The organism is Streptomyces specialis, from assembly GCF_001493375.1.
Classification (GTDB): Bacteria; Actinomycetota; Actinomycetes; order Streptomycetales; family Streptomycetaceae; genus Streptomyces; species Streptomyces specialis.
Window position 1 is genome coordinate 287680 of sequence record NZ_LN929897.1, and the last position, 12719, is coordinate 300398.

The following is a 12719-nucleotide window of genomic DNA, read 5'->3' on the forward strand; positions in this document are numbered from 1 at the left end:
CCGCAGGTCGTGGGCTGCCCGGTACATCAGCGCCGCGCGCAGGCCGCCGGGGAAGGCGCCGATGAGGACCTGAACCTCCAGGTCGCCGGGGGCGCGGCCGGGGCGGACGGCCGGGGACTCGGCCAGGACCTGGCCAGGACGCGGCCGGAGCGGGCCATGGTCTCGTCCGGCCGCGCCCGCACGGCGGGGACCGTCGCGACCAGCCGCGTCCGCGCCCGGATCTCGGCCCGCGCCTCCGGGGCGGTGTACGCCCCCCGCGGCGCCGCGCGGATCGCCTCGCGCAGGGCGGTCAGGGGGCGGCTCGTGGGCGGGACGGGCGCACATGGCGTCGTCCAGGACGGAGTCCTTTCCGTCCGCCAGGACACCGGAAGACGGTGCTGGGCGAGACCTACGCCGCGGCGGCGATCTGGTCCACCCGGGTGGTGTCGTGGCCCTGCTCGGCGAGCAGCCGGTACGCCGCGCCGCGGATCGCCTGCCGGGTGCGGATCCTCACGCGTTCGCGGAGGCTCGCCAGGGCGGCGGGGGCGAAGGGCACGCGGGTCATTCCCGGGCGTCTCCCTCGGCCGTCGCCAGGGTCGTCACCCCGGACCTGACCGCGCGCCGCTGCGGCAGCAGGAGCCCGGCCAGCAGGGCCCCGCCGAGGGCGGTGAGGGAGCAGACGTACAAGGTCACGCTCATGCCGTGCGTGAACGCCCAGTCGGCGGAGTCGGCGAGGGTGGTCCGGCCGGTGTTCCCGGCGACGGCGTGGGCCGCGACGACCGACTCGCGGGACGCCTCGGCCGCGGCGGGCGGCAGGCCGTCGGTGTCGAGGCGGTCCCGGTAGACCTGGGCGAGCAGGCTGCCGAGGACGGCGACGCAGATGGCGCCGCCGACGTGCCGCAGGGTCATCAGCAGTCCTGAGCCGGTGCCCGACCGGTCGGACGGCAGCGCGGCGAGCGCCGCCTCGGTGGCCGGGAGCAGCGCCAGCCCGGCGCCGAGGCCGGCGACCGTCAGCCAGATGGCGGTGAGTCCATAACCCGAGCCGACCTCGGTGGTGCTGCCCTGGATGCCGGCGAACGACAGCAGCGCCAGCCCGGTCGCGACGATGCCGCGCGGGCCGAACTGCCGCACCAGCGGCTGGCAGCCCCGGGCCGCGACCAGGACACCGGCGAGCAGCGGCAGCAGCCGCAGGCCGGTGCCGAACGCGTCGTGGCCGTGGACCGCCTGGAGGTACTGCGGGAGTACGAAGATCAGCCCGGCGAGGATGAAGCTGATCAGGGCGCCGATCAGGGCGTTCCCGCCGAACGCCGGGTCGCGCAGCAGGCCGAGGCCCAGGGGCGGGCGTTCCCGTCCGCGCTCCCGGGCGGCCGGCACGGCCAGCAGCGGCAGGGCCGCGGCCCAGGACGCGAGGACCAGCGGGGCGCCCCAGCCCAGGCTCGGGCCCTCGATCAGCCCGTGGCACAGCGCGCCCAGCGCCCCGGCGACGCAGGCCGCGCCCAGGACGTCGACCGGGGGCGCGCCGCGTTCCCGGGTCTCGGGCAGCAGCAGCGCGCAGCCGGCGAGGGCGACGAGGACGAGCGGCACGTTGACCAGGAGGACCGAGCCCCACCAGTAGCGGTCCAGGAGCCAGCCGCCGACGAGCGGCCCGAGCGGCAGCCCCGCGGTGAACGCGGCGGTCAGCGCGGCGATGGCCTTGGCGCGCTCCGCCGGCCCGAACAGGGCGGGCAGCACCGCCACCGTCAGCGGGCTGACCAGCGCGGCGCCCAGGCCCATGACGGCGCGCCCGGCGATGAGCAGGCCCGGCCCGTCGGCCAGGGCGCCGACGACGGAGCCGGCCAGCAGCACGGCCAGCCCGGTGACCAGGGTCAGCCTGCGGCCGAACCGGTCGCCGAGCATTCCGGCCGGGAGCATGGCCGAGGCGAAGACGACGAGGAACGCGTCGACGGTCCACTGCTGCCCGCCGGTGTCCGCCTTCAGATCGGCGGCGATCGACGGCAGGGCGACGTTGAGGATGGTCATGTCGAGGGCCAGGACGAACGTCGCGAGGGCGAGCGCGCCCAGGGCCCCCCAGCGGCGCGGGCCGAGCCCCGGGTCCACGTCCACCACACCTCCGGAAGCCACCGCTGCATGGTAGTGGCTCTCCGAAGGGGGGCCGGTGCGGCGTGGGGGAAGCGTCAGGTGGCGGGGCGGTAGGCGACCAGGGAGATGCCGACGTAGTGGACGACGAAGGCGGCCAGCGTCAGCGAGTGGAACAGCTCATGGAAGCCGAACCATTTCGGCCACGGATCGGGGCGCTTGAGCCCGTAGATCACGCCGCCCGCGCTGTAGAGCACGCCGCCCGCGATCACCAGCGTCACCACCCCCGGCCCGCCGGCGCGCAGGAGGTCGGGCAGGAAGAACACGGCCGCCCAGCCCAGGGCGATGTAGCAGGGGGTGTAGAGCCAGCGCGGCGCGCCGACCCAGAAGACGCGGAAGACGATGCCGGCGATCGCGCCGGCCCAGATCCCCCACAGCAGGAGCTGCCCGCGCGCGCCGTCGAGCAGCAGGATGGTGAACGGCGTGTAGGTGCCGGCGATGATCAGGAAGATGTTGGCGTGATCCAGCCGTCGCAGCACGGCCTCGACGCGCGGGGTCCAGGTGCCGCGGTGGTAGAGCGCGCTGATGCCGAAGAGCAGGCAGGCGGTGAGCGTGTACACGGCGCAGGCCACCCGCGCCCGCGGGCTCCCGGCCAGCGCCGTGAGGAAGACGCCCGCTATCAGCGCCGCGGGGAACATGCCGGCGTGCAGCCAGCCACGCAACCGGGGTTTTGCCGACAGGGTCATGTGCAGATGGTAGCGACCGCCCGGTTGCGCTCACATGAGCCCAACTAGACACAGAAGAGAAGAGACGGCACTATCAGATGAGCGCTCAATCTCTACGGATGAGCGACTCGCACGAAAACCCTCAACCCTCTGGAGCGAACGTGACGCTGATATCAGCCGCTCCCGTCGCCGCCAACGCCCCGACCCGCCACCACAAGCTCATCGCCTGGGTGGAAGAGATCGCCGCGCTGACCGAACCCGACCAGGTGGTCTGGTGCGACGGATCCCAGGAGGAATACGACCGCCTCTGCGCCGAACTGGAGGCCAAGGGCACGTTCATCAGGCTGAACCCCGATAAGCGGCCCGACTCCTTCTACGCCGCCTCCGACCCGACCGACGTCGCCCGGGTCGAGGACCGCACCTTCATCTGCTCGGAGCGGCCGGAGGACGCCGGTCCCACCAACCACTGGATGGATCCCGCGGAGATGCGCGAGATCTTCACCGGCCGCCAGGGGCTCTTCCGGGGCTCCATGCGCGGCCGGACCATGTATGTGGTGCCGTTCTGCATGGGTCCCCTGGGCTCGCCCCTCTCCGCGCTCGGCGTGGAGATCACCGACTCCGCGTATGTCGCCGTCGCCATGCGCACCATGACCAGGATGGGCGCCCCGGTGCTCGACGAACTCGGAGAGGACGGACAGTTCGTGCGGGCCGTCCACTCCGTGGGCGCCCCCCTCACCGACGGCCGGGCCGACGTGCCCTGGCCGTGCAACCCGGTCAAGTACATCTCGCACTTCCCCGAGACCCGCGAGATCTGGTCCTTCGGCTCGGGCTACGGCGGGAACGCGCTGCTGGGCAAGAAGTGCTACGCCCTGCGGATCGCGTCCGTCATGGCCCGCGACGAGGGCTGGCTGGCCGAGCACATGCTCATCCTCAAGCTCCCCCCGCCCGGGGACGGGACGAGTCACTACGTGGCCGCGGCGTTCCCCTCCGCCTGCGGCAAGACCAACCTGGCGATGCTCCAGCCGACGCTCCCCGGCTGGAAGATCGAGACCGTCGGTGACGACATCGCCTGGATGCGGTTCGGCGAGGACGGCAGGCTCCGCGCCATCAACCCCGAGGCCGGCTTCTTCGGCGTCGCCCCCGGGACCGGCGAGAAGACCAACGCCAACGCCATGCGCACCCTGTGGGGCAACTCGGTCTTCACCAACGTCGCCCTCACCGACGACGGCGACGTGTGGTGGGAGGGCATGACCGACGACCCGCCCGCCCACCTGACCGACTGGCGCGGCGCCCGCCGAAGAGGATGGCCGAGATCGGGACGCCGACGGCTCCTTCGTGTGGCCGGGCTTCGGCGAGAACATCCGGGTGCTCAAGTGGATCGTCGAGCGGCTGGAGGGCCGGGCGGAGGGCGTCGAGACCCCCATCGGCATCCTCCCGACGGCCGAGGCGCTGGACACCGAGGGCCTCGACCTCACCCGGGAGCAGCTCGCCTTCCTCCTGGAGGTCGACCCGGAGATCTGGCGGCAGGAGGCCGCCCTGATCCCCGAGCACCTGCGCACCTTCGGCACCCACACTCCCGAGGAGCTGTGGGACGAGTACCGGGCCCTGACGGAGCGGCTGGACCGGCTGGGCTGAGGGATGGGCCCCGCACAACGGCGTGCGGGGCCCGCCGGGGCGTCAGTACTGGCTGTAGCCGTCCAGGAACGAGCCGATCCGCTCCACCGCGCCGGCCAGCTCGCTCGCCTGCGGCAGGGTCACGATGCGGAAGTGGTCCGGCTCCGGCCAGTTGAAGCCCGTACCGTGCACGATCATGATCTTCTCGGCGCGCAGCAGGTCCAGGACCATCTGCCGGTCGTCCTTGATCTTGTAGACCTTCGGGTCCAGGCGCGGGAACGCGTACAGCGCGCCCTTCGGCTTCACGCACGTCACGCCCGGGATGCTGATCAGCTTCTCGTACGCCACGTCCCGCTGCTCCTTGATCCGGCCGCCCGGCAGCACGAGCTGCTCGATCGACTGGCGGCCGAAGAGCGCGGCGGCCACGGCGTGCTGGGCCGGCATGTTGGCGCACAGCCGCATGTTGGCCAGGATCGTCAGGCCCTCGATATAGCTGGAGGCGTGCTCCTTCGGGCCGCACACCGCCAGCCAGCCGGAGCGGAACCCGGCCACCCGGTAGTTCTTCGACAGGCCGTTGAACGTCAGCGTCAGCAGGTCGGGCGCGATGGCCGCGGTGGGGGTGTGGACGACGCCGTCGTACAGGATCCGGTCGTAGATCTCGTCCGAGCAGAGCACCAGCCGGTGCCGCCGGGCGACCTCCGTGAGCTGCCGCAGCATCTCCGCGTCGTATACGGCACCGGTGGGATTGTTCGGATTGATGATCACCAGCGCCTTGGTCCGGTCGGTGATCCGGCGCTCGATGTCGGCGATGTCGGGCATCCAGTCGGACTGCTCGTCGCAGCGGTAGTGCACGGCCGTGCCGCCCGCCAGCGCGACCGAGGCCGTCCACAGCGGGTAGTCCGGGGCCGGCACGAGCACCTCGTCGCCGTCGTCCAGCAGCGCCTGCATGGCCATCTGGATCAGCTCCGAGACGCCGTTGCCCAGATAGACGTCCTCGACCGACAGGTCGATGCCCTTGGTCTGGTAGTGCTGCATCACCGCGCGGCGAGCCGACAAAAGGCCCTTCGCGTCCCCGTAGCCGTGCGCGGTGGAGAGGTTGCGGAGGATGTCCTCCAGGATTTCCGGGGGGCACTCGAAGCCGAACGCCGCCGGGTTCCCCGTGTTGAGCTTCAGGATGCGGTGGCCCGCCGCCTCCAGCCGCTGCGCCTCTTCGAGCACCGGACCGCGGATCTCGTAACAGACATGGGCGAGCTTCGCCGACTGGATCACCTGCATGCCCGCAACCTTACGGCCGTGTTACGCGGCGCGCCTTGTGTTTTCGCCCACCCGGGTGGGCGCGGCGCCCGTGGCGCGCGGCGCGGCCGGGCCCGGCGGCGGTCGCCGTCCGTTGACCATCCCCGCACCCGGTGCTAGGTAGGGTCGGGGGTTCCGCCGGCCCCTGCCGTACCCGTCCGATGCCGCTCGGCCACCCGGAGTCGCCATGCCCACCGCCTTCGACACGCTCGCCGACGAGACCGTCGACCACCGCTTCAAGGGCCTGCCGCCCGACGCGGCGGGGAGCACGATCGGGGAGCTGGCGGCGGAGCGGCGCGACCTGTACACCGGCGGGTTCACCACCCCCGTCCTGACGCTCTCGGCTGAGGCGGTGGAACACAACCTGACGTGCATGGAGCGGTTCGCCGGGCGCCACGGCCTGGTGCTCGCGCCGCACGGCAAGACGTCGATGGCGCCCGCCCTCTTCCGGCGCCAGCTCGACCACGGCGCCTGGGGCATCACCGTGGCCGTGCCGCACCAGGCCCGCGTGGCGCGGGCGTTCGGCGTGCGGCGGATCTTCCTCGCCAACGAGGTGGTCGACGCCGCCGCCCTGGCCTGGATCGCCGGCGAACTCGACGCCGACCCCGGCTTCCGCCTGGTGTGCTACGTGGACTCCCCGCGCGGCGTGGAACTGATGGACGCGGCCCTGCGCGCGGCCGGCGCGCGCCGGCCGCTGGAGGTGGTGGTCGAGTTCGGCGTCCCCGGCGGGCGCGGCGGCGTCCGGGACGCGGCCCGGGCGACGGCCGTCGCCGACGCGGTCGCCCGCACCGGCACGCTGCGGCTGGTGGGCGTCGCCGGGTACGAGGGCGAGATCCCCGACGCGGACGCCGTCTCGGTGCGCCGCTGGCTGGACGGGCTGTGCGCGCTGGCCGTGGAGTTCGACAAGACCGGCCGGTTCGCCGGGCTCGGCGAGATCATCCTCAGCGCCGGCGGCAGCGCCTGGTTCGACGCGGTGGCCGGGGCGTTCACCGCCCTGCCCGAACTGTCCAGGCCCGTCCTGAAGATGCTGCGCGCCGGAGCCTATGTCAGCCACGACGACGGCCGGTACCGGGACGTCACCCCGTTCAACCGGGCCCCGCTGGAGGGCTCCTTATTGCCCGCGTTCCGGCTCTGGGCCCAGGTCGTCTCCCGGCCCGACCCCGACCTGGCGCTGATCAACGCGGGCAAGCGCGACATGGCGTACGACCTCGGCCCGCCGGAGGTGCAGGCGGTGCGCACCGCGGAGGGCCGCGTGCGCGGCGGATACGGCCTGGTGGTGAGCAGACTGGCCGACCAGCACGCCTTCGTCCGGGGCCCGTCGGCCGGCCGCGACACCCGCGCGGGGGGCGGCGTGCTGCCGCAGGTGGGTGACTGGGTGGCGCTGGGTATGTCGCATCCGTGCACGATCTTCGAGAAGTGGCCCGTGATCCCGCTCGTCGCGGGCGACGGCACCGTCACCGACTACGTCCGCACATTCTTCTGAGACGTCCGGGGCCGGCGGTCGCCGATCCGTGCTGTTCCCCCGGGCGGCGGAGTCGATAAGCTGCCCAACTGGCGGAGTCACCAGCACAGTCCACCGGCACAGCCACCAACACAGTCACCAGCATCAGCATCAGCACAGTCACCGTACGAGACGGGTGTCCAAGGGCCCGGGGGGAGCGGCATGCCGATTGCCATCGCGGTCACCAGCGCCGACCTCGTGCTGCCGCCCACCGACCAGCAGACCCCCGGCGCGCATGTGCTGACGCCGCCCGAGCGGCAGGACTTCCCGGCCGCGCTCGCCGAGATCAGCGAGTTGCTGAGCCTCCACGGCCACGTGATCGTGCTGTACCCGACCACGACCCCGCTGCCGTACGTCCAACGGCTGCACGCGGTGCGCGCCATGCTGGAGTCCGACCGCGTCGCCCTCCTGCCCAGCGCCCTGCCGCCGCTCGGCACCGCGGTGCTGGTGCGGCAGCTCCGCCAGCTCTCCGGCTGCGACTTCGCCCCCGGCGTCCTCGGCGCCTCGGCCCGGCTGCTGGCGCACTACATCTACGCGGGTGCGCTGCTCGGCTCCGGCACCCGGCTCGACCGGGTACCCGTCGCGCTGCCCGCCACCGACGGCACCCGGCAACCGGGCGGCCCGTGCGCCGTCCTGGCCGGACCCACGCCCCAACTGGTCCGCGCCGACGGCGACGTGGCGCTGGCCGGGCCGCAGTTCGCGACGACCCTCACCTACGCCCCCGGCTCCCTGGACAGCGCGTGGGTGACCCGCCGGCTCGCCGGGCAGTGGCAGGTCCAGGCCCTGCACCCGGTGCACCTGCCGGCCGAGTCGGCCTCCTGGTGGGCCACCGCCAAGCTGGTGGAGTTCGCCGCCGCGATACCCGACGTCTCCCTGCTCTACCAGATGGTGAGCTCGATGCGGCAGGAAGCCTGCCACTGGTGCGGCCTGACGCTGATCGGCGACCGCTGCGCGTTCTGTTCCGCCCCCGTGATGCCTCAGGAACGCGCGCCGCGCGCGATAGGAACGGCGCGACGCAGGGCACTCGCACCGGGCGCGGGATGACAGCGACCACGACGGAGAGGGTAGACACGCTTCATGAACGCTCGCCAGCGACGCGGCCTGCTGCTGCTGTTCGCATCGGTGCTGCTCGCCCTCGGCGCCTTCGCCGGGGTGCTCGCGGTGATCAACGACGTCGAGTCGAAGGTCGGCCCGGAGACCACCGCGTACGAGTTGAGCGAGGACATCGACCCCTATGAGGCGGTGACGGCCGACAAGCTGCGCGAAGTCAGCATCCCGGAGCGGTACATACCGGACTCGGCGGTCACGGACCTGGACGAGGTCAGGGACCGGGTCGCCGTCGGCCCGCTGCGCGAAGGGTCGCTGCTCCAGAGCGACATGCTCGCCGCGCGGCCCGAACTCGACCCGGGCCAGATGGAGATCGCCGTCATGATCGACGCGTCGACCGGCGTGGCCGGCAAGATCCGGCCGGGCTCCACGATCAACATGTACGCCGCCTTCCGGGTCCGGGCGCAGGGCGCCGAGGAGGGCAACGAGGAGGACACCACCGAGATCGTCCGGCTGATGGTCAACAACGCCGAGGTGATCGAGGTCGGCGACCTCACGGAGGTCGAGGACGACGACAGCAACACGATGGAGGCCGTCCCGATCACCTTCGCCCTCGGCAACGAGGACGCGCAGCGCGTGACGTTCGCGGAGGCGTTCGCCGAGCAGGTCCGGCTGGCGCTCGTGGCCCCCGGCGACGAGCGGGACATCCCGGAGGACGAGCGGACGTACACCATCATTGGGGACATCCTCGGCGATCCGCACGCCGACCTCGGCGGGGTCCTCCCCTAAGAAAGCAGGTGGACCGATGACGACGCGCATTCTGCCCGCGGTGGGTGATCCGGACACCACCCGTTCGCTGATCACCCTGCTGAGCCAGCTCCCCGACAGCGAGCCGATGCGCTCCGTGCCGGACTCCGGCACGCTGCTCGACACCCTCGCCTCCCTCACCCACGCGTCGGTCGCCGAACTGCCCGACGTCGTGGTGATCCACGAGCACATCGGGCCGCTGCCCGCCCTGGAGCTGATCCGCGAAGTCGCCCTGCGCTTCCCGGCGGTGGGCGTGGTGCTCGTCTCCGGCGAGCCCACCGCCGCGCTGTACTCGGCGGCGATGGACGCGGGCGCCCGGGGACTGGCCGGACTGCCCCTGTCCTACGACGAACTCGGCGCCCGGGTGCAGGCAGCCGCCCAGTGGGCGGCGGGCATGCGGCGCCACCTCGGCGCGGGCGGCGAGACCCCCGCCCCCGGCCCCGGCGGCCGGATCGTCACCGTCTCCGGCGCCAAGGGCGGCGTCGGCGCCACCGTGCTGGCCACCCAGCTCGCGCTGGCCGCGCAGACCGCCGGGCCGTTCGAACGGGGCGCGATCCTGGTCGACCTCGACCTGCTGTGCGGGGACGTCGGCTCCTACTTCGACGTGCAGTTCCGCCGGTCGGTCGCGGACCTGGCCGGGATCGTCGACATCACCCCGCAGGTGCTGGCCGAGGCGGTGTTCACGCACGAGACGGGCCTGTCCATGCTGATCGCGCCGGCCGAGGGCGAGCGCGGCGAGGACGTCAGCGACGCCACCGCCCGGCAGGTGCTGGCGGCGGTCAAGTCCCGGTACGACGTCGTCGTGGTGGACTGCGGCTCGCACATGAACAGCGCCAACGCCGCCGCCGTCGAGATGGCCGACATCGCCCTTCTCGTCACCACCCCGGACGTCATCTCCGTCCGCGCCGTCAACCGCATGGTCCGCATGTGGGACCGGCTCCGCATCCGCAAGGCAGCCGACACGCTCACCGTCGTCAACCGCCTCGGGCGCACCAGCCACATCCAGCCGCAGCTCATCTCCCGCATCACCGGCACCCACGTCGCCCGCAGCGTGATCCCGGCGGGCTTCCGCGAGTTGCAGGAGGCGCAGGACGCCGGCCGGATCCAGGACCTCGACGCGCGCGGCCACGTACGGCGCGCCATGTGGGCGCTCGCCGTCGAACTCGGCCTGGTCGCCCCGGAGCCGGCCACCGCCGGAGTCGGCAGACGCCGGGGCAGGCGGCCATGACACCCCGCGGGGCGGCCCCGCGGCGGACAGCGGCGGGCGGACCCCGGCGCGACCGGGGCGCGGTGCTGGTCGAGTTCGCCGGCATCTTCCCGCTGATCCTGGTGATGCTGGCCATGATCTGGCAGTGCGTCCTCATCGGCTACACGTTCTCGCTCGCCGGCAACGCGGCCGACGAGGGGGCGCGGGCCGGCGCGGGCGCCGACGGCGACGCCGAGGCGGCCTGCGAGGCCGCGGCCACCGCGCACCTGCCCGCCGCCTGGGAGGCCGACGTCTCGTGCCCGCTGGTGGGCAACGTCCGCCGCGCCGAGATCGATCTGCGGGTCCCCGTCCTGTTCCCCGGCGCGTTCAACCTGCCCCTGACAGTCTCCGGCTCGGCCGGCGCGGCGGAGGAGGGCTGACCCATGACCGGACGACACCCCCGCCGCCCGCCGTGGAGGGACGACCGCGGCGTCACCGCCGTGGAGTTCGCCGGCTGGCTGCCGCTGCTGGTGCTCGTCGCCCTGACCGCGCTTCAGCTCGGACTCGTCGGGTATGCCGCACAGCAGGCGGGCTCCGCGGCCAGGGCAGCCGCCAGGACCGCCGCGCAGGAGGAGATCGAGGACGAGTACGCCGCGGCCGGCCGGGCCGCGGTCAGCGACTGGCTGACCGTGAGTGTCGAGGCCGAGGCGACCTGCGGCGACGAGGCCACCGTGACGGCCAGCGTCACCGTGCCGTCCGTCCTGCCGTTCGTCGACCTCTTCGGCGAGGCCAGCAGAACCGTGACGATGCCGTGCGACTGACGACCGGGCGGGGACGAGCCGAGACAGCGAGGGGCACCGAGGTGAGGAGCGAGCGATGGGCCTGAGATCCCGAGTCCACGCCCCCGACGAGACCACCGACACCGGACCGGGCGACAGCCGGCTCGTCGCGACCTACCGCGCCAAGCTGCTGGAGGAGATCGACCTCGCCGAGATGTCCTCGCTCGGCACCGGCGACCGCCGCGACCGGCTCGAACGCGTGCTGGGCCACATCCTCAGCCGCGAGGGCCCGGTCCTGTCCACCCAGCAGCGCGCCCTGCTCATCCGCCGCGTCGTGGACGAGGCGCTGGGCCTCGGCATCCTCGAACCCCTGCTGGAGGACGCCTCCATCACGGAGATCATGGTCAACGGCCCCGACCAGATCTACGTCGAACGCTCCGGCCGCGTCGAACGGCTGCCGCTGCGCTTCGCGTCCGAGGAACAGCTCATGCAGACCATCGAACGCATCGTCTCCACCGTCAACCGCCGCGTGGACGAGTCGAATCCGATGGTCGACGCGCGCCTGCCCACCGGCGAACGGGTCAACGTCATCATCCCGCCGCTGTCCCTGAGCGGCGCCACCCTCACCATCCGCCGCTTCCCCCGCGCCTACACCCTCGCCGAGCTGATCGGCTTCGGCACCCTCGACGAACAGCTCGTCATGCTGCTGTCCGGGCTGGTGCGGGCCAAGTTCAACATCATCGTCTCCGGCGGCACCGGCTCGGGGAAGACCACCCTGCTCAACGCCCTCAGCGGCCTGATCCCCGAGGGCGAGCGCATCGTCACCGTCGAGGACGCCGCCGAACTCCAGCTCCAGCAGAGCCACGTCATCCGCCTGGAGTCGCGCCCGCCCAACATCGAGGGCAAGGGCGAGGTCACCATCCGCGATCTGGTGCGGAACTCCCTGCGCATGCGCCCCGACCGCGTCATCGTCGGCGAGGTCCGCGGCGGCGAGACCCTCGACATGCTCCAGGCCATGTCCACCGGCCACGACGGCTCCCTCGCCACCGTCCACGCCAACAACGCCGAGGACGCGCTGCTGCGCCTCCAGACCCTGGCCTCCATGTCCGAGCTCCAGGTCCCGTTCGAGGCGCTGCGCGACCAGATCAACAGCGCGGTCGATGTCCTCGTCCAGCTCACCCGCCACCCCGACGGCTCCCGCCGCCTGGCCGAGGTCGCCATCCTCTCCTCGCACGGCCGCGAGCCGTTCCGCATCGCCACCGTCGCCGAGTTCCGCCCCGAGCCGATGACCCCCGACGGCCGCGTGCACGGCCGGTTCCACCACTACCCGATACCCCGGGCCGTCGCCGACCGCCTCTACCTGGCCGGTGAGCCGATCCCGCAGGCGTTCGGCGTCCACCTCGACGACACCCACCTCGCCACCCGGGAGGCGAGCTGACCCATGGGCACCCTGTCCCTCCTCGTCATCGGCCTCGTGCTGCTCGCGCTCATCTGCGCCGTCGCCGGGATCCAGCTCTACGCCGGCGGGCGCGAGCAGCGGCGCCTGGTGCTCAGCCGGCTCGTCGGCCCGGCCCTCGCGCTCGTCGCCCTCTGGGGCGGCAACCTCTTCCCCACCCGGCAGCGGACCCGGCGCCCCGCGAACTTCACCCCCCCACCCCCCCAGCCCGCCCGGCCCCTCGCCAACCGCCCCGCCGCCGCACTCCCCCCGCGCC

At 73.0% G+C, this 12719-nt stretch carries 11 protein-coding genes and 2 pseudogenes; 9 read left to right on the forward strand and 4 right to left on the reverse strand.

From position 1 onward, the window contains the following. Positions 1-388 precede the first annotated feature (388 nt). The 3 genes from BN2279_RS29600 to trhA are packed head-to-tail and all read right to left on the reverse strand — an operon-like array spanning position 389 to position 2801. Positions 389-544, reverse strand: a complete 156-nt coding sequence (locus BN2279_RS29600; protein ID WP_159037321.1) for a hypothetical protein — start codon at positions 542-544, stop codon at positions 389-391. Further along, a complete protein-coding gene (locus BN2279_RS24010; RefSeq protein ID WP_234348075.1) occupies positions 541-2100 on the reverse strand; it encodes an MFS transporter in 1560 nt (519 codons plus the stop codon). The genes BN2279_RS29600 and BN2279_RS24010 overlap by 4 nt, the downstream gene beginning before the upstream one ends. Positions 2101-2153: 53 nt before the next feature. Further along, positions 2154-2801 carry a PAQR family membrane homeostasis protein TrhA gene (trhA, locus tag BN2279_RS24015; protein ID WP_059013140.1) on the reverse strand — a complete coding sequence of 216 codons (648 nt, stop codon included), beginning with the start codon at positions 2799-2801 and terminating at the stop codon, positions 2154-2156. A gap of 98 nt (positions 2802-2899) precedes the next feature. On the opposite strand from trhA, the pseudogene BN2279_RS24020 reads away from it, so the two are divergent. Continuing rightward, positions 2900-4415: pseudogene (locus BN2279_RS24020) on the forward strand (phosphoenolpyruvate carboxykinase (GTP)). A 42-nt stretch (positions 4416-4457) separates the two neighbouring features. On the opposite strand, the gene BN2279_RS24025 reads toward BN2279_RS24020, so the two are convergent. Further along, on the reverse strand, positions 4458-5669 hold the full coding sequence (locus tag BN2279_RS24025) for a pyridoxal phosphate-dependent aminotransferase (protein WP_059013141.1): 1212 nt from the start codon (positions 5667-5669) through the stop codon (positions 4458-4460). 205 nt (positions 5670-5874) lie between these two features. On the opposite strand from BN2279_RS24025, the gene BN2279_RS24030 reads away from it, so the two are divergent. The 8 genes and pseudogenes from BN2279_RS24030 to BN2279_RS24065 all read left to right on the forward strand — a co-directional run. Beyond that, complete coding sequence (locus BN2279_RS24030) at positions 5875-7170, forward strand: type III PLP-dependent enzyme domain-containing protein (protein WP_059013142.1); 1296 nt, start codon at positions 5875-5877, stop codon at positions 7168-7170. Positions 7171-7350: 180 nt separating this feature from the next. After that, positions 7351-8232 (forward strand): hypothetical protein, encoded by an 882-nt coding sequence (locus tag BN2279_RS24035; RefSeq protein WP_059013143.1) that lies wholly within the window; start codon positions 7351-7353, stop codon positions 8230-8232. Positions 8233-8265: 33 nt separating this feature from the next. After that, complete coding sequence (gene cpaB / locus BN2279_RS24040) at positions 8266-9024, forward strand: Flp pilus assembly protein CpaB (protein WP_059013144.1); 759 nt, start codon at positions 8266-8268, stop codon at positions 9022-9024. Between the two features lie 16 nt (positions 9025-9040). Next, entirely contained in the window at positions 9041-10270 is a 1230-nt protein-coding gene (locus tag BN2279_RS24045) for a CpaE/TadZ family protein (RefSeq protein ID WP_059013145.1), read from the forward strand. After that, positions 10267-10668 (forward strand): TadE/TadG family type IV pilus assembly protein, encoded by a 402-nt coding sequence (locus BN2279_RS24050; protein WP_059013146.1) that lies wholly within the window; start codon positions 10267-10269, stop codon positions 10666-10668. The genes BN2279_RS24045 and BN2279_RS24050 overlap by 4 nt, the downstream gene beginning before the upstream one ends. Positions 10669-10671: 3 nt before the next feature. Beyond that, entirely contained in the window at positions 10672-11049 is a 378-nt protein-coding gene (locus BN2279_RS24055) for a TadE/TadG family type IV pilus assembly protein (protein WP_059013147.1), read from the forward strand. A 55-nt stretch (positions 11050-11104) separates the two neighbouring features. Beyond that, positions 11105-12445: a TadA family conjugal transfer-associated ATPase gene (locus tag BN2279_RS24060; RefSeq protein WP_059013148.1), complete on the forward strand. Its 1341-nt coding sequence runs from the start codon at positions 11105-11107 to the stop codon at positions 12443-12445. 3 nt (positions 12446-12448) lie between these two features. Further along, positions 12449-12719, forward strand: a pseudogene (locus BN2279_RS24065) (hypothetical protein); the annotation flags it as partial.

Excerpts from the sequence above, each read along its gene's own strand:
- BN2279_RS29600 (WP_159037321.1), bottom strand. The coding sequence starts at position 544 with ATGACCCGCGTGCCCTTCGCCCCCGCCGCCCTGGCGAGCCTCCGCGAA.
- trhA (WP_059013140.1), bottom strand. The coding sequence starts at position 2,801 with ATGACCCTGTCGGCAAAACCCCGGTTGCGTGGCTGGCTGCACGCCGGC.
- BN2279_RS24025 (WP_059013141.1), bottom strand. The coding sequence starts at position 5,669 with ATGCAGGTGATCCAGTCGGCGAAGCTCGCCCATGTCTGTTACGAGATC.
- BN2279_RS24030 (WP_059013142.1), top strand. The coding sequence starts at position 5,875 with ATGCCCACCGCCTTCGACACGCTCGCCGACGAGACCGTCGACCACCGC.
- BN2279_RS24035 (WP_059013143.1), top strand. The coding sequence starts at position 7,351 with ATGCCGATTGCCATCGCGGTCACCAGCGCCGACCTCGTGCTGCCGCCC.
- cpaB (WP_059013144.1), top strand. The coding sequence starts at position 8,266 with ATGAACGCTCGCCAGCGACGCGGCCTGCTGCTGCTGTTCGCATCGGTG.
- BN2279_RS24045 (WP_059013145.1), top strand. The coding sequence starts at position 9,041 with ATGACGACGCGCATTCTGCCCGCGGTGGGTGATCCGGACACCACCCGT.
- BN2279_RS24050 (WP_059013146.1), top strand. The coding sequence starts at position 10,267 with ATGACACCCCGCGGGGCGGCCCCGCGGCGGACAGCGGCGGGCGGACCC.
- BN2279_RS24055 (WP_059013147.1), top strand. The coding sequence starts at position 10,672 with ATGACCGGACGACACCCCCGCCGCCCGCCGTGGAGGGACGACCGCGGC.
- BN2279_RS24060 (WP_059013148.1), top strand. The coding sequence starts at position 11,105 with ATGGGCCTGAGATCCCGAGTCCACGCCCCCGACGAGACCACCGACACC.